General features: G+C 69.2%; 17 protein-coding genes. 9 read left to right on the plus strand and 8 right to left on the minus strand.

Going from position 1 to position 21394, the window contains the following annotated elements:
- The gene (locus ACWDEX_RS09075) at window positions 1-969 is read right to left on the minus strand and encodes a D-2-hydroxyacid dehydrogenase (RefSeq protein WP_450462603.1); all 969 of its coding nucleotides are present in this window, start codon (window positions 967-969) and stop codon (window positions 1-3) included.
- Window positions 970-1408: 439 nt separating this feature from the next.
- On the opposite strand from ACWDEX_RS09075, the gene ACWDEX_RS09080 reads away from it, so the two are divergent.
- The gene (locus ACWDEX_RS09080; protein WP_450462604.1) at window positions 1409-3601 is read left to right on the plus strand and encodes an MMPL family transporter; all 2193 of its coding nucleotides are present in this window, start codon (window positions 1409-1411) and stop codon (window positions 3599-3601) included.
- Window positions 3602-3737: 136 nt separating this feature from the next.
- Here ACWDEX_RS09080 and ACWDEX_RS09085 read toward each other — a convergent pair whose 3' ends face one another.
- Entirely contained in the window at window positions 3738-3923 is a 186-nt protein-coding gene (locus tag ACWDEX_RS09085) for a DUF1737 domain-containing protein (RefSeq protein WP_450462605.1), read from the minus strand.
- A gap of 151 nt (window positions 3924-4074) precedes the next feature.
- The gene (locus tag ACWDEX_RS09090) at window positions 4075-5439 is read right to left on the minus strand and encodes a pyridoxal phosphate-dependent decarboxylase family protein (protein ID WP_450462606.1); all 1365 of its coding nucleotides are present in this window, start codon (window positions 5437-5439) and stop codon (window positions 4075-4077) included.
- A 160-nt stretch (window positions 5440-5599) separates the two neighbouring features.
- Here ACWDEX_RS09090 and ACWDEX_RS09095 point away from each other — a divergent pair, with 160 nt between their 5' ends.
- Complete coding sequence (locus tag ACWDEX_RS09095) at window positions 5600-6088, plus strand: MarR family winged helix-turn-helix transcriptional regulator (protein WP_450462607.1); 489 nt, start codon at window positions 5600-5602, stop codon at window positions 6086-6088.
- Window positions 6089-6232: 144 nt separating this feature from the next.
- Window positions 6233-7354, plus strand: coding sequence for a lipid II:glycine glycyltransferase FemX (locus ACWDEX_RS09100; RefSeq protein ID WP_450462608.1), 1122 nt, complete (start codon window positions 6233-6235; stop codon window positions 7352-7354).
- A gap of 24 nt (window positions 7355-7378) precedes the next feature.
- On the opposite strand, the gene ACWDEX_RS09105 is transcribed toward ACWDEX_RS09100, so the two are convergent.
- The 3 genes from ACWDEX_RS09105 to ACWDEX_RS09115 all read right to left on the minus strand — a co-directional run bounded on the left by ACWDEX_RS09105 (window position 7379) and on the right by ACWDEX_RS09115 (window position 10085).
- Entirely contained in the window at window positions 7379-7744 is a 366-nt protein-coding gene (locus tag ACWDEX_RS09105; protein WP_450462609.1) for a hypothetical protein, read from the minus strand.
- A 175-nt stretch (window positions 7745-7919) separates the two neighbouring features.
- Window positions 7920-8906 carry a DUF6528 family protein gene (locus tag ACWDEX_RS09110; protein WP_450462610.1) on the minus strand — a complete coding sequence of 329 codons (987 nt, stop codon included), beginning with the start codon at window positions 8904-8906 and terminating at the stop codon, window positions 7920-7922.
- Window positions 8907-9092: 186 nt separating this feature from the next.
- The gene (locus ACWDEX_RS09115; protein ID WP_450462611.1) at window positions 9093-10085 is read right to left on the minus strand and encodes an RNA polymerase sigma-70 factor; all 993 of its coding nucleotides are present in this window, start codon (window positions 10083-10085) and stop codon (window positions 9093-9095) included.
- Between the two features lie 549 nt (window positions 10086-10634).
- On the opposite strand from ACWDEX_RS09115, the gene ACWDEX_RS09120 reads away from it, so the two are divergent.
- Window positions 10635-12233, plus strand: coding sequence for an MFS transporter (locus ACWDEX_RS09120; protein WP_450462612.1), 1599 nt, complete (start codon window positions 10635-10637; stop codon window positions 12231-12233).
- A gap of 142 nt (window positions 12234-12375) precedes the next feature.
- Here ACWDEX_RS09120 and ACWDEX_RS09125 read toward each other — a convergent pair whose 3' ends face one another.
- Window positions 12376-13629, minus strand: coding sequence for an RNA polymerase sigma factor (locus ACWDEX_RS09125; RefSeq protein WP_450462613.1), 1254 nt, complete (start codon window positions 13627-13629; stop codon window positions 12376-12378).
- Window positions 13626-13979, minus strand: coding sequence for a YciI family protein (locus ACWDEX_RS09130; RefSeq protein WP_450462614.1), 354 nt, complete (start codon window positions 13977-13979; stop codon window positions 13626-13628). Before ACWDEX_RS09130 ends, ACWDEX_RS09125 begins: the two co-directional genes overlap by 4 nt.
- Window positions 13980-14437: 458 nt before the next feature.
- On the opposite strand from ACWDEX_RS09130, the gene ACWDEX_RS09135 reads away from it, so the two are divergent.
- The 5 genes from ACWDEX_RS09135 (at window position 14438) to ACWDEX_RS09155 (ending at window position 21374) form a co-directional block, all read left to right on the plus strand.
- On the plus strand, window positions 14438-14881 hold the full coding sequence (locus ACWDEX_RS09135) for a pyridoxamine 5'-phosphate oxidase (RefSeq protein ID WP_450462615.1): 444 nt from the start codon (window positions 14438-14440) through the stop codon (window positions 14879-14881).
- 23 nt (window positions 14882-14904) lie between these two features.
- Window positions 14905-18009 carry an amino acid adenylation domain-containing protein gene (locus tag ACWDEX_RS09140; protein WP_450462616.1) on the plus strand — a complete coding sequence of 1035 codons (3105 nt, stop codon included), beginning with the start codon at window positions 14905-14907 and terminating at the stop codon, window positions 18007-18009.
- A gap of 28 nt (window positions 18010-18037) precedes the next feature.
- Entirely contained in the window at window positions 18038-19261 is a 1224-nt protein-coding gene (locus tag ACWDEX_RS09145; RefSeq protein ID WP_450462617.1) for a cytochrome P450, read from the plus strand.
- Window positions 19262-19347: 86 nt separating this feature from the next.
- Entirely contained in the window at window positions 19348-20544 is a 1197-nt protein-coding gene (locus ACWDEX_RS09150; RefSeq protein WP_450462618.1) for a cytochrome P450, read from the plus strand.
- 38 nt (window positions 20545-20582) lie between these two features.
- The gene (locus tag ACWDEX_RS09155) at window positions 20583-21374 is read left to right on the plus strand and encodes an inositol monophosphatase family protein (RefSeq protein WP_450462619.1); all 792 of its coding nucleotides are present in this window, start codon (window positions 20583-20585) and stop codon (window positions 21372-21374) included.
- Window positions 21375-21394 lie beyond the last annotated feature (20 nt).

The raw sequence follows: 21394 nt of genomic DNA on the forward strand, positions 1-21394 counted from the left end.
TCAGTAGCCGCGAGCGGGCGACACAGCGAGTTCGGGAGTGCGCCCCTCGCTCAACGCCTCCCAACAGGCGGCGAAATCTGTGCACACGTCCTCTGCCGTGGTGATGCCTGCGGAGTGCGAGGTGATGACTGTGCGCGGCAACCGCCACACCGCGTCGTCGGATGGGGGCGGCTCCTCACGCAGTACATCGAGTACAGCCGCGCGCACCGCGCCGCTGTCGAGCGACGCAGCGAGGGCCGGGAGGTTCACCGTGGCGCCACGACCGGTGTTGATGAAGGTGGATCCGCGCATGGCGGCGAACCTGTCGGGACCGAAGAAGTCTTCTGTCTCCGATGTCAGCGGCAGCGTGGAAACGACCCAGCGGGCCTGTCCAAGTAGCGCGTCGCCCGTGTCGATGTCCACCGTCTCGTCGAACCCGGGGTCAGCGGCTCGGGCCGTGCGAGCCACGCCTACGGTGTGGATGCCGCAGCCGCGCAGCAGAGTGCCTACGCGTGTACCGATGCGTCCGGCTCCATAGACCAACGCTGTCTGCCCTGCCGCGAGTTCGGAGGGCAGACGCCGCCACTCGGCGCGCTGCTGTTGGGTGAGGAAGTCCGGGACGTTCTGGCATTCCGCGAGGATCCAGGCGAGGACGTACTGCGCGATCCTCTCACCCATGCGCCCGACCGTGCGGGTGAGCAGTGCCCCGGTTGGCCAGGAGGCGTAGCGTAGTAGCGCGTCGATCCCGGCATTGGTGCTGTGCATCCACAACAGCCGTCCTGAACGCAAGGATTGAGGAAGATCGGGGCCCACGTAGATGACGGGAGCGTCAGCGGTGACGTGGTCGCCGTGACCACGCGAGGCCGTCTCGCTGTAGCGTTCTGCCGCACGGCCAGTGGTCTTCTCCAGCGCTTCGAGTACGGACTCCGCCAGCGCTGGGTCAACCAGCACCACTGCGCGCTCCCGCTCTCCGATGCGCCGCACGTCCACGTCCAGCCTCCGCCACCACGAAAGTCCCCTGTCTGGACCGTCAATCTAGCCGAAACAACGGGGACATGCATGGCCAACCGGTTCACCGGCGGCTACTTCCCTCACCGTAGGCGGATTGAATTCAAGTCCGCAGTCAGACCTAGTTACTTGTAGGATCGAATGGCTCTGTTGTAGGCCATCGAGGAATCGATCGTTTGCCCACGGGGTGCCGCAACTGCCCCATAACCAGGCCGACTTCACTTCATCGACGGGAGTCGTGATCGAAGGACAACGGACTCTCGCGTCAGAGGACGTCTGATGTGACCCCCTGATGCCTGCCAACCCCGACCCTCTCAAGACAACCATTCGACCGGCCTGGTGATTCATGCCGGTCAGGGTCGCCGATGCCGGGGTCCGTTCCCCGCGTTGCGGTGATCTCCCTACTCAAGAGGACCTCCGCATGTTCCGACGTATTGGGCACGTTGTTGTCCGACATCCCATCTGGGTGATCGTGGCGTGGCTCATCGCGGCGGTGGCGATCGTCGCCACCGCACCGAGTCTTCCCTCGAACAGCGATGAGAGCAGCTTCCTGCCCAAGAGTTACGAATCCATCAAGGCAGCAGACATCCAGCAGGAGGCGTTTCCCGGCGCCTTCACCCCCTCGGTGATCGCCCTGTACCAGCGCACCGACGGTGGCGCGTTGACCGCCGCCGACAAGCAGGATGTCGTCCGGATCACCTCCGAGCTGGGCAAGAAGCACATCGACCAGGTGCAGAAGGTCGTCCCCGGTCCGCCGTCCGAGGACGGCAAGTTCACCATGACCCTGGTCCAGATGGACCCCAAGACCGCCGGCCAGCCCAAACAGGGCGATGCTGCCAAGGTGTTACGTGAGGACGTCAAGAAGCTGACCAAGGGTACGCATCTCGGCGTCAAGGTCGGTGGCCCCGCCGCGCAGGCCCTCGACCAGGAGGATTCGTCCAAGCGCGGCCAAGCGCTGATCGGCATCGGCACGTTCGTGATCATCCTGGTGACCCTGCTGATCATCTTCCGGGCACCGATCCTGGCCGTGCTTCCCTTGGTCCTGATCGGCGTGGTCTCCGCGGTCGCCAACGGACTGATCGCGTACGCCACGAAGATCTTCGGCCTCCAGGCCAACAGCTCGATCTCGTCGATTCTGATCGTCGTGCTCTTCGGCGTGGGCACGGACTACTTCCTCTTCCTGATCTTCCGCTACCGGGAACGCCTGCGCGCCGGTGATGAGCCCAAGCAGGCGATGGTCAACGCGGTCGACCGGGTCGGCGAGGCCATCGCCTCGGCCGCCGGGGCGGTCATCATCGCCTTCTTCGCGCTGGTGCTGTCCTCGCTCGGCTTCCTCAGGCAGATGGGCCCGGCGCTCGCCATCGCGGTTGCCGCCACCCTGGTCGCGGGCCTGACCCTGATCCCGGCCGTGGTCTCACTCATCGGACCGAAGGTCTTCTGGCCCTCCAAGTCGTGGAAGCAGGAGCCGACCGGCGCCCGTTTCGCCGCCCTCGGTCGCGGCGTGCGGCGTCGCCCGGCGCTGACCGCGGCTGCCTCCGGCCTCGTCCTGGTCGCGTTGTCGCTCGGTACGCTCGGCTTCAGCGCCACGTTCGACCTGGCGTCGGGCTCGATGCCCAAGACGAAGGAGTCCATGGTCGTCCAGGACGAGATGCAGAAGGCGTACTCGGCGGGCGCCGCCGCTCCCACCGATGTGTACCTGTCCAGCACCGATGGCAAGCCGTTGGACAAGACCGCCTTCGCCGCGTACGCGAGCAAACTCGGTGCCGTGGACGGCGTGGCCGGCGCCCGTATGGCCCAGGTGAACAAGGCGGGTACCACCGCGGACTTCACCGTCACGCTCAAGTACGAGGCCTCGACGGACAAGGCGATCGAGGCCGTGGGCCGGGTGCGCGATGTGGCGCACTCCAACGCGCCTGACGGCACCGAAGCCGTCGTCGGCGGAATGTCCTCGGTCTACAAGGACATCCACACGGCAGTCAACCACGACTACCGGACGGTCTTTCCCGTCGCCGCCGTCCTGATCATGGTCATCCTGGGGCTGCTGCTGCGCAGTGTGGTAGCCCCCTGGTACCTGATGGCCTCGGTGGGGCTCGGCTTCAGCGCCACCCTCGGTACCACCGTGTTGATCTTCCAGAAGGGGCAGGGGCACTCGGGCCTGATGTTCATGCTCCCGGTGATCATGTATCTCTTCGTGGTCGCCATCGGGACGGACTACAACATCCTGATGATCGCCAGGCTGCGTGAGGAGGCCCGTGAGGGCCGCAGCTCGCGTGAGGCGGCCGGCATGGCGCTGAGGCACGCCGGGCCGACGGTGGCGGCTGCGGGCTTCATCCTCGCGGCAACCTTCGCGACGATGATGCTGGCGGGCAACTCGCTGCTTTCGGAGATCGGATTCGCGGTCTCCTTCGGTATCGCGATCGCCGCCTTCGTGATGGCGATGTTCTTCACTCCGAGCCTCACCGCGCTGATCGGCCACGCTGCCTGGTGGCCGGGGCACGGGGACCGGGCCGAGGGAGCGGCAGTCGGCACGGGCGCCGAATCCGCCGGTTCCGAGTCGGTCGCCGACGAAGACGGGGACACGGCCGCGCACGATCTGTCGGGAGACCGCAGGTAGGGCCCGTCCCCAAAGGCATGGTGCCCCGGGGACGGGAACGACACGGACCGCCACTTCCTAGGAGGTGGCGGTCTGTCGTGTCTTGCGCCGCAAGACGGAAACCACGGGGCAACGCCCCTGCCGACGCGTAACGCCCCTACGGCCGGACCGGCCAGACCAGCGCCTGGGCGACGATGACGCTCTCGCCGTTGAAGGTGATGGCGGGGCCTTCGTGCAGTTCGTAGCCAAGCCCGATCGCTTCGCTCACACGCCGGCAGAAAGTGGCGTCGTCCGCTCCGGTCAGGACTCGGTAGAGGGGCAATCCGTCTGGTGGTGTGCTCATGAGGAGAAGGATCTCAAACGCACCGCCAAGGCGGCGGGTCGGCATGTCCCGAAGTCAGTCGCCCCCAAGGCGCGTCTGCTCACAGAGGTTCTGGCTCCACTCCGCTGAGCTTCCGGGGGGCGAGGCCGACGGCCCTCACCCCCCGCGCTGGTCATCGCCCCCGGACCAACTGTTCCACCTGGGTGTGGATGCCTTCCACGTGGTGCTCCGCTTCCGGCTTCATCAGGACGCTGCGCAGGACGCGGGCCCCGTCCGCGTCGGCGGTGATCTTCGGATGGCGGGCCGTGAACGCCTCGCGGTCGGCCTTGAGCGTGCTCAGGAACAGCGGGTCGGTTCCGGTCATGCCGTCCGCGAGGACGCGCGCGGACGCCGCGTCGATGGCGGACAAGCAGGCGGGTTCCACAGTGGGGAAGTAGCTGACGATGTCCAACTCGGGCCGCTGGTAAAGCTCCAGAGTGTCGGATGCGTCGATGAGGTCCGCCCACTTCAGCGCGGCTCGTCGGCCGGCCGCCAGGACCGTGCCGAGACCGTCCGGCGTGGGCGGGATGAGCTGGAAAGTGAGCCACAGGGCGGCGGCCGAGGCGCCGGCGCGTGAACATTCCAGGCTGATCTCGCCGAGGTGCAGTTCGGTGGAGGTGAAATAGGTGTAGGGCGAGTCGTGCAGGTAGAAGCGCCCCACCTCGGGGTCGCGGAAGAGGACCGCCCCACAGCCGTAGGGCTGGAGCCCGTGCTTGTGGGGGTCGACGACGACCGAGTCGCACCGCGAGATCGCCCGCCACGGCTCCGGCGTCAGCCCTTCGGGGCCGTCGGCACCCGCGAGCAGGGTGAAGAAACCACCGTAGGCGGCGTCGACATGGATACGGACGCCGTGATGCTCTGCGAGGGGAACGGCGTCGTGGATCGGGTCGACGGCCCCGAGCCCGGTCGTGCCGGCGGTGAGGACGACCGTGCCCACCCGGCCGGTCCGCAGGAGGGCCTCCAGCGCGTCGAGGTCCATACGGCCCCGGTCGTCCGTGGGGACGGGATGGCCCTCCATGCCCAGGACGCGGCACATGCGGCCGTGGGTGTAGTGGGCGTCCTGGCTGTAGGCGATGCCCCGTCCGGGATGAAGCTCCCGGGCGACGAAGAGGGCTTCGAGGTTGGCGATCGTACCGCTGGTGGTGAGGTGCCCGAGGTGGGTGTCGTAGCCGAACATCGCGGCGAGTTGTGTGACGACCTCCCGTTCCATGCGAGCAGTGGCCGGACCACCGTCCAGCGCGTGGTTGTTGGGGTTGATCAACATGGCGGTGAGGTAGCCGACCACGGCCGCGGGGTGCGGGGGCTTGAGCATCTGGCCCACGTAGGTCGGGTGGAAGAAGGGGTAGTTGTCCTGCAGCCGGCCGGTGAACTCCTCGAAGGCGGCGGCGAAGCGGTCGTCGTCGATCTGGAGCGCCGAGTGCGGTTGGTAGGGGCCGAAGGTGTCGGCCCACTCCTGTATCGCGTGCGTGGCTCGGCCGAGCCAGTGCTGCAGGTCCACTGCTCTCCCTCTCTCCGGCTGCTGCGGGGTTCGCACACCATAGAGCTTTGTTGACTGGTCAGCAATTGATTGATCAGTAATTGAGTTGTCGGTAGATGATGCGGCAGTAGACTCCCCCGGCAGGTGCAGGAAGGGGCGACAAGCGAGAGGACGCACGCAGGTGGATGCCGCGACCCGACGGGGCGACCAGGCAGCCCGCGCTGCCAACAGCCGACTCGTGCACGACTTCGGGCTGCTGATCAAGGCCGCCACCCGTCTGGAACAGCGCATCGACACCGCCCTGCGGCAGGACTGCGGGATCGGGCACACGATGTTCGAGGTCCTCATCCGGCTCTGCCGGCAGCCGGGCGAAAAGGTCTCGCAGCGCGCGCTCGCCGACGACCTCACCCTCACCAGCAGCGGTATCACGCGCCTGGTGGACCGCATGGAGGAGGCCGGTCTGGTCCGCCGTGTGCCCTCTCCCGAGGACCGCAGAAGCGTCCTGGTGGAACCGACCGACCAGGGTTGTGCCGTGTTCCTCCGGGCCGTGGATGTTCACGCACGTGTCGTCGAGCGGTACTTCGTCACGCCTGTACCCCGCGACGACTACACCCGGCTGACCGACTCGCTGCACGAAATCCACCAGGCACTGCGCGACGGCACCGACTGAATCGCCGTGTCGCGGGTGGCGCTCCGCTTGCCGCGCGAGCGGAGCGCCACCGGGCGCAATCCAAGGGATCATGGTGTGCGGAACGCCAGTCGTCACCCACAACACATCCAGGCCACGTGCCCCCGTCTTGAGGAGCCCCCGCGCATGACCTTCCGCGTCGAGCCGATCACCCGTGAAGAACACCTTGCGTACGTCGCCTCCCGGCCGTCCGCGAGCCACATGCAGGTGCCGTCGTGGGGTGAGGTGAAGCCGGACTGGAAGGCGGAGAGCCTGGGATGGTTCGATGCGCAGGACCGGCTGGTCGGTGCAGGTCTCGTGCTCTACCGGCCGGTGCCGAAGCTCAAGCGGTACCTCGCCTATCTGCCCGAAGGGCCGGTCATCGACTGGTCCACGCCCGACCTGGAGGAGTGGCTGCGCCCGCTGCTCGCCCGACTCAAGGCGCAGGGTGCGTTCTCGGTGAAGATGGGCCCGCCGGTCGTCGTGCGGCGCTGGGACGCGGACGCGGTCAAGGCCGCCATCGCCGACCCGGCCGCCCGGCGCCTTCGGGATGTGGAGGCCACCGCGTACGAGCCGCGCGCCTTCGACATCGCCGACCGGCTGCGCCGTATGGGCTGGCAGCAGACCGAGGCAGGCGGCGAGGACGGCTTCGCCGCGGGACAGCCGCGCTATGTCTTCCAAGTCCCGCTGGGGGGACGCTCGTTGGAGGAGGTCCACCGGGGACTCAACCAGCAGTGGCGGCGCAACATCAAGAAGGCCGAGAAGGCCGGCGTCCACGTCGTGCGTGGTGGCCCGCAGGATCTGCCCGCCTTCTACACGCTGTACGTCGAGACCGCCGAGCGCGACCGGTTCATCCCGCGCCCGCTCGCCTACTTCCAGCGCATGTGGGACGCGCTGGCGGCTGAACATCCCGACCGGATGCGGCTCTACCTCGCCCACCACGACGGGGACGTCCTGGCCGCCGCCACCATGCTCACGGTGGGTGAACACGTCTGGTACTCCTACGGTGCCTCCACCAGCCGCAAGCGCGAAGTGCAGCCCAACAACGCCATCCAGTGGCGGATGCTGTCGGATGCCCATCAACTCGGCGCGTCCGTTTACGATCTGCGTGGGATCACGGACACCCTGGAGGAGTCGAACCATCTCCTGGGACTACTTCGCTTCAAGGTCGGCACCGGCGGCCAGGCCGTCGAGTACCTCGGCGAGTGGGACTACCCGCTCAATCGCGTGCTGCACAAGGCGCTCGACCTCTACATGGCGCACCGTTAACCCGCGGGGGAGGGCGCGTTCTGATCAGGCGAGGTCCGTCAGGTCCTCCGCGAACACCTGGGACAGGGGCTGCGGTCCAACGTACTGCTGGCAGTTGCACTGGCCGGTCTCGTAGCGCAGCGGCTTCTTGTTCTCGTCCCAGGCCGTCGGCACCTCGACGCGCTCGTGGCAGCGGCCCTGCTTGTCGTGCTTGGCGAGGTGGTGCGTGCATCCGCACACGGGCTCCGGCGGCTTGTGCGCCGCTTGGAGGGCCAGACGTTCCTGCTTCGCCGCCTCCAACAACTGGAGTTTGCGCTCATGCCGGTTGCGCAAAGCGGTGCGGACGTTGTCGGCCACCCACGCGAAGCCACCCGTCCAGAAGACGATGAGAACCCACCAGATCCAGTGCACCCGCTGCCCCTTCCCCCTGTTCCGCTGTGGGTCAGCATAGACGGCTCATTCATGGGCGCCTTGCGGTCGTGGCCGGAATGTCCCGCACCGGTCTGCGGCACTGGGTGCCGCAGACCGGTGCGGGACGGAAGCCTGGTACTCGCCCACTACCAGCGCCGACGGATCCGACGCACTGTCACTGGTAGTCGTTGGTGGCGATGCGCGCCTTGTACGTCACCGCGCCGGTGCCGCAGTTGCGATTGCCGCCGGACGGGTAGAAGTGCACATCGGGGCCGCCGAAGGAGCTGTTGCTGCCGGTCGGCACCCCGGCCCACACGTACTCCCCGGACGAGTGACGCACGATCGACTTCACATGGCGGTAGTTGCCCAGGACCTTGTCCACCGGTGTGACCTTCAGCGTCCGCTTGTCCAGCGCGTACACATGGTTGGTGTCCGTCAGCAGCAGCCGGTGCTTGTCGGTGTAGTCGGGTTGCAGGTCGTGACCGTTGCCGGCGATCCGGATGGCCGTGGCGACCTGCTTCAGCGATATGCCACGGTAGGTACCGTTGACCTGGTACCGACGCACCTCCGTGCGCCCGATGGCCCACAGCAGTTTGTACAGCGGGTCCCACAGCACCCCGTGCGCCTCCTGGAGGGCGTAGGAGCGGATGTACCCGAGGGAGGCGATGTGCTTGTCCTTCGGGCCGTAGAGATGGAGGCTGCCGTTCGGTCGCGGCTTGTCCGCCGCGGGCCGGGCCGTGCCCGCCCCCGCCACGATCACCGCGCCGCAGCCCGGCACCCGCTCGATGCTGTGCGGGTAGTTGGTCACCGCGTGCGACCACAGCAGCTTCTTGTCCTGCTTGCGGTAGATGCCGACCCGGCCCTTGGAGGGGCTGTCACCCGCGGCCACCAGTACCAGGTCGCCATCCGTGGAGATGTGTCGATAGCGCGCCTCCAGGACGTCGCCCCAGCCCGGCCGCAGCTCCCACTTGACATAGGGGCTGGTGAAACTCGGCGCGCTGCGGTCGAACTCCATCACCCGATTGTTGGCCCCGTCCACCCGCGTCACCAGCACGCGGTACGAGGCTGTGGCGGCCTCGGCCGTCCCCTCGAGCAACGGTGCTCCCATCGGCACCGCCATCGCTCCGGCGGCCGCCGCGCGCAACAGGCTCCGTCTCTCCATCAGTCGTCCCCCTCCGGTTCGGGGACACCCGGCCGGGCGCCCCCGAACCGGAGACGGGAACATCGGTGGAGGGGTTCCCTCCGTCTGCCCAGCACCTCCGGCCCCTCAGACCAGCGATACGCACGACGAGACCACCGTCCCCGCCGCCGGCCCTCCGGGGCACAGCGGCCGCAGCTCGTTCCGGCCTCAGCGGCTCACGGCAGTCTCCCGCCCCACACGCGACAACTTCTGAGGATTGCGCACGTGGTAGAGGCCGGTGACCTGGCCCTTCTCGATCCGCACTGCCAACACGCCGTCGATCTCATCGTCGAGTCGAACGAGCAGCCCCGGGCCGCCGTTGACCTCTACTGGCTCGAACGACCATCCGACGTCGCGCTTGTACCAGCCGTCGGCCAGCAAACGAGCCACCTTGCCGGCCCCCACGACGGGGCGCAGCAGAGCATGTTTGATTCCGCCGCCGTCGCTCAGGGCGACGACATCCGGCGCGAGGAGGTCGAGCAGGCCCTGCAGGTCGCCGGTTTCGACCGCTCGTCGAAAGGCGTGGAGTGCGGCTCGGGCCTCGGCCGGGGATACGGTGCCGCGTGGTCGGCGCGCGGCGACGTGTGACCGTGCTCGATGGGCGATCTGGCGCACGGCGGCGGGGGTCTTGTCGACGGCTTCAGCGATGTCGTCGTACTCCAGGTCGAACACCTCGCGCAGTACGAACACCGCCCGCTCGGTCGGCCCCAGCGTCTCCAACACCAGCAGCATCGCGGTCGAGACGCTGTCGGCCAACTCGACATCCTCGGCCACATCAGGCGCGGTCAGCAACGGCTCGGGCAACCACGGCCCGACGTAGGACTCCTTACGCCGACCGAGCGCACGCAGCCGGTCCAGCGCCTGCCGAGTGACGATCCGCACCAGGTAGGCGCGCTCCTCGCGCACCGTGTCGAGGTCGACGCCCACCCACCGCAGCCAGGTCTCCTGAAGGACGTCTTCGGCGTCGGTGGCCGAACCGAGCATCTCGTAGGCGACGGTGAACAGCAGGTTTCGGTGGGCAATGAACACCTCGGTGGCGGAGTCCACGGAGTCCACGGAGTCCACGGAGCCCACGGCGTCGGGGGAGTCCGCGGCGTCCCTGTGGTCGGCGCGATCGAGCGGCTCGGCCGGGTGCGTGGTTCGTTCGCTGCGCTCACTCATGCCCGGCTCCCGCCTGTTCGTCCTCAGCACTGCCACACGCACAAGACGCCGGTTCCAGCCGCTTTGTGACATCCCCGAGCGGTGGCCCACGTCACATGACCAATCTGTCACAAGGCCCGGGACGCCGGCGTCTCGTGTTCGTCAGGACGCCGCGTGGACGATCCGGGTGGCGTGCAACACCACGAGTCGAGTTCGAGAGGGGGACGACCTCGCCGTGTCCGGACACCTCGCCCCAATCGTTCGACGGGACATCGCACCGAACTGCGAGTTCGGCGTGGCGCGTCACATTCCGGGCGGTTGTGACGTCGTACCAGTCAAACACCGTTGCGCACCCAGGAAGGGCACAGGAGTGGCTCAACTCCCAACCTCGACACGGACGGAGTCGACCATCGGCCGCCCGCCCGACGAAGTCCCGGCACCCGGTCTCGCTCGTCCCGTCCGGCGCTGAGCGGCATAGCCGCCGACGCGCCACACGGTGCCGCCAGCGCGGCGCCGACCCACCGCAGTCGACCCGAACCGACCCCGAGCACGTAGAAGGCAGCCCGAAACATGGCCGACACAGCCCTGCCCAAGAGGGGCACCGAACGCCCCGTCAACTCCGGCATATCCCTGGACAAGAGGGGAGGCTCCCCGCCGCCTCCCGATCCCCGCCGCTGGTGGGGCCTGGTGGTCATCGCCCTCGCCCAGCTGATCGTGGTGCTGGACATGACCATCGTCAACATCGCCCTGCCGTCCGCCCAGCGGGACCTCGGCATGACCGACGGCAACCGGCAGTGGGTCATCACCGCCTACACCCTCGCCTTCGGTGGCCTGCTGCTGCTCGGTGGCCGCATCGGCGACCTGTTCGGACGCAAGCGCAGCTTCATCACCGGCCTCATCGGCTTCGCCGGTGCCTCCGCGCTCGGCGGCGCCGCCACCGGCGCCGGCATGCTGTTCACGGCCCGAGCCCTGCAGGGCGTCTTCGCCGCGCTGCTGGCCCCGGCCGCGCTGTCCCTGATGACCACGACTTTCACCGACCCGCGCGAACGCGGCAAGGCCTTCGGCGTGTTCGGCGCCATCGCCGGCGCCGGCAGCGCCATCGGCATGCTGATCGGCGGCTTCCTGACCGAGTACCTGAACTGGCGCTGGTGCCTGTACGTCAACGCCCCGGTGGCCGCCCTCGCGGTGATCGGCGCGATCGTGATGCTCAAGGACCCCGGCCGCAGGAGCGGAGCCCGGCTGGACATCCTCGGTGCCGTGTTGGGCACCGCCAGCGTGCTGTCCATCGTCTACGGCTTCAGCGAGGCCGAGTCCCGCGGCTGGGGCGACACCCGGGTGCTGACCCTGCTGTTCGGCGGCGTGGTGGTCCTCGGGTTCTTCTCCCTGCGGCAGAGCCGCGCCCGGACGCCGCTGCTGCCCCTGCACATCGTCAAGGACCGCCAGAGGGCGGGCGCCTACCTGACGATGGCCCTGGTCACCATCGCCATGTTCGGCGTCTTTCTGTTCCTGACCTACTACCTGCAGGTCATCAAGGGCTGGTCGCCGCTGAGGACCGGTGTGGCCTACCTGCCGATGACCGCCTGCATGATCATCGGTTCCACGCAGATCTCGGCGCGGCTGCTCCAGAAGGTACCGACCCGAGCGCTGATCATGCCGGGCCTGACGCTGGCCGCCGGTGGCCTGACCTTCCTGGCCTCCATGGACGTCGACGCCACCTACGCCAGCCACGTCCTGCCTGGCATCTCCATGATGGGCCTCGGCATGGGCGTCACCTTCATGGCGGCCATCTCCACGGCCACCAGCCGCGTAGCCCCGCACGAGCAGGGGGCGGCCTCGGCGACCCTCAACACCATGCAGCAGGTAGGCGGGTCGGTCGGCACCGCGCTGCTCAACACGATCGCGGCCAGCGCGACCACGGGCTGGCTGACGGACCACCGGGTCAACCCCGCCCAGCGGACGCCGCAGGTGAAGGCCGCACTGGCGGAGGCGACGGTGCACGGCTACTCCGTGGCGACCTGGATCTCCGCGGGCATCATGCTGCTGGCCGCGGTGGTCGCGGGCGTCTTCATCAACGCCAAGGCGCCGGGCCGGCAGGCCGACGCGGCGGTGGGCCCGGCGGACGGTGACCGCGAAGCCGGACCCGTCCAGGCGTCGGTCCATGCGGCCTAGAAGGCATGATCCAGGGGTCTGGTCCCGCCGCGTGAGTGGCGGGACCAGACCCTTTGATGTCGGTGATGGCCGCAACGGGTCGGGGAGACGGTGGGGCCTCGGCCTGACGTGTGGGAGACCTGCCGAGCGCGAGCTGTGTTGATCAGCGATCGGTGAGCTCCGCGAGTCTGCGGACGAGTGTGGCTCGCTCCGGTTCGTTGCCGACGAGGTCGAGGGCGGCCCGATAGGCAACGGTCGCCTCGGTGGTGCGGCCCAGTCTTCTCAGCAGATCGGCCCGTGCCGCGGGTAGCAGGTGGTAGCCGCGCAGTTCCTCGGCTTCGGTGAGGTCGTCCAGCAGGGCGAGTCCCGCCTCGGGGCCGTCACGCATGGCGATGGCCACGGCCCGGTTCAGTGCGACGAGCGGGGACGGCTCGATCCGGAGCAGCACGTCGTAGAGCGCGACGATCTGCGGCCAGTCGGTCGTCTCGAAGCTGGTCGCCTCGTCGTGCAGCGCCGCGATCGCCGCTTGCACCGCGTACGGTCCGGCGCCGGCACCGGTGAGGGCCTGCACGACAAGCCGCTGCCCCTCGGTGACGAGGTCGGTGTCCCACAGAGCGCGGTCCTGCTCTTCGAGCAGCACCTGGCTTCCCGCGGCGTCGATCCTGGCCGCGCGCCGGGCGTCGGTGAGAAGGAGGAGCGCGAGCAGCCCGGTCACCTCTCGTTCTCGGGGGAGCAGCCGGTGCAGGATCCGGGCGAGGCGGACGGCTTCCTGGGCCAGGTCGGGGCGGAGTAGGTCGTTGCCGGAGCTGGCGGCGTACCCCTCGGTGAATATGAGGTAGACGACCCGCAGCACGCTGGGCAGCCGCGCGGGCAGTTCGTCCAGCCCCGGAACGCGGAACGGGATGCGCGCACTGCGGATCTTGCGTTTCGCGCGCACGATGCGCTGGGCCATCGTCGCGGTGGGCACCAGGAATGCCCGGGCGACCTCGGGTGTGGTCAGGCCCGCGAGGAAACGCAGTGTCAGCGCGGTCTGCGCCTGCGGTGAGAGCGCGGGGTGGCAGCAGGTGAAGAACAGTTGCAGCCGTTCGTCGGGAATGTCGTCGAAGCCGGGCTCGGCAGGGACCGCGACAGCGGCCCGGTCACTCTCCACCTGGAGCAGTGCCAGCCGCTGCGCGTACGCGCGATCGCGCCGGATCCGGTCGATGGCCTTGCGGCGTGCCGTGGTGAGCAACCACGCCAGTGGTTTGTCCGGCACGCCGTCGACCGGCCACCGCTCCAGCGCGGCCTCGATCGCGTCCGAGGCGGTCTCCTCGGCCAGGTCGAGGTCCGCGAACCGGGCTGCGAGCAGGGCGAGCAACCGGCTCCGGTCTTCGCGGAACACCGCCTCCACGGAGCGGGCCGCTCGCTGCTCGTTCAAGACTGGTCCGGCTCCCAGACCGTGCGGACCTCGACGGTGCCGTACCGGGCCCCGGGGCACCGAGCCGCCCAGTCGAGCGCGGCGTCCAGGTGGGGAACATCGATCAGGTAGTAGCCGCCGACGATCTCCCTGGTCTCGGCGAACGGACCGTCCGTCACGACCCGCTCACCGTTCACGCGGACGCGTACGGTGGTCGCGTTCGAGTTGTCCAGGGCGTTGCCGTCGAGCTTGACGCCGGCATCGGAGACGGCCTTGTCGAACACCATGAACTCTTCCACGGTCGGCCCTTCGGCCGGCTGCTCCTCGGTGGAGTCGGGCGAGGCGGTGTTGATCAGCAGCAGGTACTTCACGGTGCGCTCCTCGTGCATCGGGTTGGTTGCGCAGGTATGACGAACGGCCGGAAGGAGAATCGACAGTACGACCGGAGAATCTTTTCGTGAATGTGGGGGAGAGCGGGCGCGGCTGCGCCAAAGCGCCATCATTTCCTCGTCGGGGCGTCCGAGTCGCGCAGAGGCCGCGCCCCGCCCGGAAGCTCCGGACGCCCCCCTGTTCACGGTCGCCCGGGATGCGAACCACCCGAATCTGATGAAACTCTGATAGGAGTCATCGCTGCCCGGCTTCCTGCGCCGGTTCAGCCGCCGGAACCTGCAGACCGCCCAAATCGCCCGGGACACAAGAGTTGCGGCCCGCTTTCGATCGGCCGTCCGCCGGCCCGCCGGACGCGTCCCGTCGGCTCGACACCTCCGCACCAGGACCAACACCGTTCGCGATTTTTTGCCCGATCGAGGTGGTACCCGTGGATCTCAGGATGTCGATCGAAGACCGGGAAGAGTTCCTCGCCGGCCTTCACGTGGGAATCCTGGGGGTGAACGATCCACGGCACGACGGTGGGCCGTTGATGGTTCCGCTCTGGTATTCCTACCGGCCCGGGGGTCTGGTGGCGATCGAGACCGGGCGGAAGACGCTGAAGGCCCGCCTCATCCGCGACGCCGGGCGGTTCAGCCTCTGCGTGCAGGACGAGAAGGCCCCGTACCGCTACGTGAGCGTGGAGGGGCCGGTGGTGGGCGTCGAGGACCCGCTGCCCCCGGCCGAGCGCGAGGCACTGGCGCACCGGTACCTGGACACGGACACCGCGACGGCATACCTGGCGGCCAACCACGAGCAGTTGGCGGACGACATCCTCATCCGGATGCGGCCCCAGAGATGGAGGACGGCCGACTTCTCCGCCTTCGCCGCGGAGTTCGACACCTAGCCTCCGGGCAGCAGGTGGAACACGTGCGGCAGAGACGACGGGACGCCCCGATGGTCACTGACACGACGACGCCTCCGGTGGCGGTGGCTTGGAACGCCGGGACGGGGCCGTATCCGCGCGATCGCTGTCTGCACGAGCTCTTCGACGCCCAGGCGGAGCTCCGCCTTCGGGCGACCGCTTGCGTACAGGACGGCCGCAGCATCAGCTACGGCGACCTCAAGGCCCGCTCCGACGCGCTGGCCGCCCGGCTGCTCGGTTCCGGGGTGCGGCACGGCGACGGGGTCGGCGTGTGCGGAAGCCGGTCGCCGGAAGCGCTCGTCGCCTTTCTGGGCATCCTCAAGGCCGGTGCGGCGTACGTCCCGCTCGACGACTCCTCACCGCCAGGCCGGCTGCAGTCGATGGCCGAGGACGCCGGGGTGCACACCGTGGTGACGCTGCCCGGCAGTGTCTGCCGCATCCGGCGCGTGCGTACCCGCCTCGAGGTGGGCGGGTCGGTTCCGACCGCGCCGCTCGCGGTCCCGCAGGCCGGGGTACTCCCCGGGGACTGCGCCTATGTGATGTTCACCTCCGGCTCGAGTGGCCGTCCCAAACCGGTGGCGATCCCGCACTGCGGCGTGGTCCGGTTGGCCGCCTCCGATCTGGTGTGGCAGCGGCCGCGGCCCGGGGAGCACGTGCTGCACGCGTACGGCCTGTCCTCGGACGCCTCCACGATCGAGATCTGGTCCTCGCTGCTCGCCGGTGCCTGCGTGGTGATCGCCGATCAGGAGGAGCTGCTGTCACCGGCCGCCCTCGAATCCCGGCTGCTGTCGGAGCGGGTCAGCATCGCCTATCTGACCACGGGAGTGTTCCACCACATAGGGCGCACCAGGCCGTCGGCGCTGCGGTCGCTGCGGTTCGCCTCGGCCGGCGGAGAGGCGATGGACCCCGAGCTGGCCCGGGCGATACTGGCCGCCTGTCCGGACACCACCGTGGTCAACTTCTACGGTCCTACCGAGAACAGCGTGGTCTCCACCGCACACCTGGTGCACGACGTGCCTCCCGGAGCGACGGCGGTGCCGATCGGCCGTCCGCTGGAGAACTCCACCTGTTACGTGGTGCGGGCGGACGGCACGCTCGCGGACGTCGGTGAGGAAGGCGAACTCCTGGTCGGCGGGGACGGGCTCGCACTGGGGTACCTCGGCGACCCCGAGCTGACCGCAGAGCGCTTCGTCGACAACCTCTTCGAGCCCGGTACGCGGCTCTACCGCACCGGTGACCGGGTGGTCCGGCGCGCGGACGGCGTACTGGAGTACCGGGCGCGGGTGGACCGGCAGATCAAGCTGCGCGGGTACCGCATCGAGCCGGACGAGATCGAGACGCGGCTGCGGGCGGACGATGCGGTCGGCGAGGCCGTCGTCGAACTGGAGGGCGACAGCCTGATCGGGTACGTGACACCGGCGCGGCCCGGCCGGGCGCTGCCGGTGGACCGCATCCGCGGCACTCTTGCCGCATGGCTGCCACCGGCCGCGGTGCCCGCGCGGCTGGTGCAGGTGGCGCAGTTCCCGGTGACCGCGGCGGGCAAGGTCGACCGCGCCCGGCTGCGCGGGCTGGCGGCCACCGAGACGGCGACCGAGACGGCCACCGTCCGGGTGCCCAGGGAGCGCCCGGGGCCCGGCGCGCAGGACTCGCCGGCGCAGGTGTGGCAGACCGTGCTGGGCGTGCGCCCGGCACCCGGTGACAGCTTCTTCGACATCGGCGGCGACTCCCTGCTGGCAGCCGAGGTCGTCACTCGCACGCTGGCCGCCTATGACCTCGACGCCCGGCACGGCCGCACCCTGATCCACAGCCTGCTGCGCTCGCCCACGCTGGAGGATTTCACCGCCGCCGTCGCCGCCCTCACCACTGTCCAGGACCGGTGGCAGGCCGGAGGGGCTGCCGACACCGACGCTGTGGACTTCCGTGCCGAAGCGCGGTTGGGCTCCATCCTGCCGCCGCGGCACGGTCAGAAGCCCGACTGGCAGCACCCCTCGGAGGTGCTGCTGACGGGTGCTTCCGGCTTCCTCGGAGCCTTCCTGCTGGATCGGCTCCTGCGCCGCACCGACGCCCGTGTGCACTGCCCGGTGCGCAGTCGGGACGGTGCGCACGCCCGGCAGAAGGTGATGCGGAACCTGGCCCGCTTCGACCTCGCCACCACGGAAGCCGCCGACCGGATCCTGTGCTTCCCCGGGGACCTCGCCGAGCCCGGCCTCGGCCTGGAACCAGGCCACGCCGAGGAGCTCGCCGACGCCGTCGACCTCGTGATCCACTCGGCCGCGCAGGTCAACTTCCTCTACCCCTACGAGGCGCTGCGCCGCGCCAATGTGGAGGGCACCAGGCAGCTCGTACGTCTGGCTGCCGGGCGTGCCGTGCCCATGCACTTCTTCTCCACCATCGCGGTGCTGGCCGGTTTCGGCACCGCCGGCGTACGGCACGTGGACGAGGACCTGCCGCTGGATCACGCCGACCAGCTCACGATGGGCTACGCCGAGAGCAAGTGGGTGGCCGAAGGGGTGCTGCGCGATGCCGCGGACCAGGGGCTGCCGGTCGCGGTCTACCGGCCGTACGAGATCACCGGTGACCGGCACACCGGCGCATGCAACACCGACACCGCGATCTGCTCGCTGTTCAAGACGATCACCGAGACGGGGCTGGCCCCCGACATCCCGCTGCCGCTGGACTTCGTCCCGGTGGACTTCCTCACCGAGGCGGTGGTGCACATCGCCACCGCGCACCGCGCCACCTGCCGGACCTACCACATGACCAACCCCCGCCCGGCGACGCTGACCGACATGCTCGACCGGATGGACGCGGGCGGCCACCGCATCCACCGGCTTCCCTACGAGGAGTGGGTGGGCGAGCTCGTCCGCCATGTCGCGCAGCACCCCACGAGCCCCACCGCACCGTTCGTCTCGTTGTGCGTGGACCGATGCAAGCAGGCGGACATGTCCGTCAAGGAGATGTACTTCGAGGGCACCTTCCCGACCGTGGGACGGGCCAACGTCGAGCGTGACCTGGCCACCACCGGCCTGCGCTGCCCGCCCGTCGACGCCGAACTGCTGGACCGCTACCTGGAGTACTTCTACGCCACCGGCTATATCGAGCGCCCGTAGCCGACGCACCCTCGGAAGAGGAGCGAGTATGACCCCACAGTCACCCAGCGCGCCGGTACCCGGCCGTGAGGCAGATGTCCTGGACTTCCCGCTCCCGCCGCCGGGCACGATGGGGCCGCCCGAGAAGTGCGCGCAGCTACGCGAAAGCTGCCCCATGGCCAGGGTCAGGCTGCCGATGGACGCGACCGCCTGGTACGCCACCCGGTACGAGGACGTACGGGAACTGCTCGCGGACCCACGGCTGATCAGGCCGACCATCAACGACTGGCCGCCCCGTCCTGGGCAGGCCACCGACGACGGACCGCGCCTGATCACCATGGCGGAACTGGACGGCCCCCGGCATGCCGTCCTGCGCAGGGCCATAGCCTCGGCGTTCAGTTTCGGAGCCGTCCGGGACCGACTGCCACGCATCCGCGAACTCGCCGAGCACCTGCTGGAGGAGTTCGAGGAAGGCGGCCGGCCCGGTGACCTTGTAGCAGGATTCACCGAACCCTTTCCGCTGCTCGTGCTGTGCGACCTGGTGGGTATCCCCGCCCAGGACCAGGACTGGTTCCTCCCGGTTCTGGACGCGGCCCTCGACGGCATGGTGACCTCCGAAGACGGACACAGGGTCACCGGCCTGCTGCGCGATTACGCGGCCGAGCTGATCGCACAGAAGCGAAGCCGGCCCGGCGACGACGTACTGACCCAACTGGTCCGCGACTGCGACGAAGGAGTGCTGACCCACGACGAGGTGATGGCCTTCGGATTGTCCATGCTCACCGTCGGCTTCGGCATCAGCGGCTTCTTCCTGGCCGACTCGGTGCACACCCTGCTGGCACGGCCGGATCAGTGGGCCCGCCTGCGCGACCACCGCGACCTCATGCCCGGGGCGGTGGAGGAAGTCCTGCGCTACATGCCGGTGATGAACGGCACCGTGCTGCTGCTGGCCACCGAGGACATCGAGGCAGGCGGGCAGACCATCCGCGAGGGCGAAGCCGTCATCCCCGTGCTGGCCTCCGCCAACCGCGACGGAAGTGTGTTCGCCGACGCCGCCCGCCTCGACCTGGGCCGCGCGGACAACCCCCACCTCACCTTCGGCCGGGGAACCCACAACTGCGTCGGCGCCCACCTGGCGCGCGCCGAACTCACCGTCGGACTGGAGGCGTTGTTCGACCGCTTCCCCCGGCTGGGACTGGCCGACGGACAGGAGCCCCTCTGGGACGACCGATCCGTCACCAAGTCACCACTGACCCTCCCGGTCAGCTGGTGAACCGACCCGCAGGCCCCTCACACTCGGACAAGCCCCGACGGCCGAGCCCTCGCGCACGAGCGCACACGACCAGGGGAGGCCCACCCGTGAACACAACGCCGGAACCCGTCATCGACATGCCCCTCCCGCCGCCGGGCACCATGGGGCCGCCCGAGGAATACGGCCGGCTGCGCCAGGAGTGCCCCCTGGCCAAGGTCCGGCTGCCGGTCGGCGCCACCGCCTGGTACGCCACCCGCTACGACGACGTCAAGGAACTGGTCGCCGACTCCCGGCTTATCAGGCCGAGCATCACCGACTGGCCGTCCCGCACAGACCCGGCCCCAGGTGACGAGCCGGGCCTGATCACGATGATGGAACTGGAAGGCCCCCGGCACGCCGCCCTGCGAAGGGCCCTGAGCGAGCCGTTCAGCATCCGGTCCGTCCGGAGTCGGCTGCCGCGCATCCGGCAGTGCGCCGACCGGCTGCTCGATCCGTTCGTCAGCGGCGACCAGCCCGCCGACCTGGTCGTCCGGTTCATCGAGCCCTTCCCCGTCATGGTGATGTGCGATCTGGTGGGCATCCCCTACGAGGACAGCGAGTACTTCCTACCCAAGGCCGACGCCGCGCTCGGAGCCATACTCACCCTGGAGGAGGGCCGCGAGGCCACCTCCCAACTGCACGCCTACATCACCTCGTTGCTGGACCGGAAACGGCGCGAACCTGGTGACGACATGCTCACCAAACTGGTCCGCGGGTGCGAGCACGGCACTCTGGACCCGGAGAGCGCGGTGAGCTTCGGGCTCTCCATGCTGGTCGCCGGCTACCGCACGAGCACCATGTTCCTGGCCGACTCCGTGCTGACCCTGCTGATGCTGCCCGGTGAGTACGCCCGCCTGCGCGACCACCGCGACCTCATGCCCGGCGCCGTGGAGGAACTCCTGCGCTATGTACCGGTGATGAACGGCGTCGTCGTCCTCCAGGCCGTCGAGGACATCGAGTTGCACGGCCGGACGATCCGAGCCGGCGACGCCGTGCTGCCCGTACTCGCAGCGGCCAACCGCGACGGGAGTGTGTTCACCGACGGCGACCGGCTCGACCTGTGCCGCGCGGACAACCCCCACCTCACCTTCGGCCGTGGAGCGCACAACTGCATCGGCTCCCACCTGGCACGGGCCCAGATGACCGTGTGTCTGGAGGCACTGTTCGACCGGCTCCCCGGCCTGCGCCTGGCCGAGGACCACCACCCCATCTGGGAGGACGAGTCCCCGAGCAAGTCACCTCTCACCCTTCCCGTCAGCTGGTGACCGAGGCCGTCGCAGATGCCGTCGGTATTCTGCGGAACATGACCAACTCGCTTACGAGGAATGACGATTCAGCGGTCGCGATAGCCGCGGCACGGGCCGGCGCGGACGTGGTGCGCGCCCTGTACGGCCAGCGGCTCGCCCGTATCGACAAGGGTGCCGGGGACTTCGCCACCGCCGCCGATGTGGACGCCGAGAAGACGATCCTCGACGTCATCCACGCCGCCCGGCCCGGTGACGCCGTGCTCGGCGAAGAGAGCGGGCGGCAGGGTGCCGCGCAGGCCGCGCGCGAGTGGTTGGTGGATCCCTTGTGCGGCACGCTGAACTACGCCGTCGGCAGCATGCTGGTGGCCGTAAACGTGGCGCTGCGCGGCGGTGCGGCGGCGGTGGCGGACCCGTTCAGTGGCGAGATCTTCCACACCGACGGTGACACCGCCTGGGTGCGGCACGACGGTGCCGACGCCCGGCTGGCGCCCACGCCCGCCACCCGACTCGTGGATGTCAACCTCGACCCGCCGTTCCCCAACGCGCCCGGCTTCCGGGCTGTGGAGTTGCTGGCCCACCCCGGGTTCGTCGAGCGGTTCCGTCCCCGGGTCGTGTCCACGACGCTGGCGTTGGCCTGGGTCGCCGCCGGCAAGCGCGCCGCATACGTCACCGACGGCGGCGACCTGTCCGGGAGCGTGCATTTCGCCGCCGGTATCGCTCTGTGCCAGGCCGCAGGCTGTGTGGTCACGGGAATCGACGGCGCCCCTATCGGTCCTGAAGGCCGCGGGCTCGTCGTGGCCGCCGACAGTGAAACCCACCGTCTGCTGATGTCGATGATCCGCGGCTGACGCCTGCGCTGTTCCGGCCT

This window comes from Streptomyces sp. NPDC001020, from assembly GCF_053599115.1.

What these genes read in the sequence shown, in the direction of transcription:
- ACWDEX_RS09145 (WP_450462617.1), top strand. Translation starts at nt 18,038, where the DNA reads ATGACCCCACAGTCACCCAGCGCGCCGGTACCCGGCCGTGAGGCAGAT.
- ACWDEX_RS09080 (WP_450462604.1), top strand. Translation starts at nt 1,409, where the DNA reads ATGTTCCGACGTATTGGGCACGTTGTTGTCCGACATCCCATCTGGGTG.
- ACWDEX_RS09100 (WP_450462608.1), top strand. Translation starts at nt 6,233, where the DNA reads ATGACCTTCCGCGTCGAGCCGATCACCCGTGAAGAACACCTTGCGTAC.
- ACWDEX_RS09155 (WP_450462619.1), top strand. Translation starts at nt 20,583, where the DNA reads ATGACCAACTCGCTTACGAGGAATGACGATTCAGCGGTCGCGATAGCC.
- ACWDEX_RS09120 (WP_450462612.1), top strand. Translation starts at nt 10,635, where the DNA reads ATGGCCGACACAGCCCTGCCCAAGAGGGGCACCGAACGCCCCGTCAAC.
- ACWDEX_RS09135 (WP_450462615.1), top strand. Translation starts at nt 14,438, where the DNA reads ATGTCGATCGAAGACCGGGAAGAGTTCCTCGCCGGCCTTCACGTGGGA.
- ACWDEX_RS09085 (WP_450462605.1), bottom strand. Translation starts at nt 3,923, where the DNA reads ATGAGCACACCACCAGACGGATTGCCCCTCTACCGAGTCCTGACCGGA.
- ACWDEX_RS09110 (WP_450462610.1), bottom strand. Translation starts at nt 8,906, where the DNA reads ATGGAGAGACGGAGCCTGTTGCGCGCGGCGGCCGCCGGAGCGATGGCG.
- ACWDEX_RS09115 (WP_450462611.1), bottom strand. Translation starts at nt 10,085, where the DNA reads ATGAGTGAGCGCAGCGAACGAACCACGCACCCGGCCGAGCCGCTCGAT.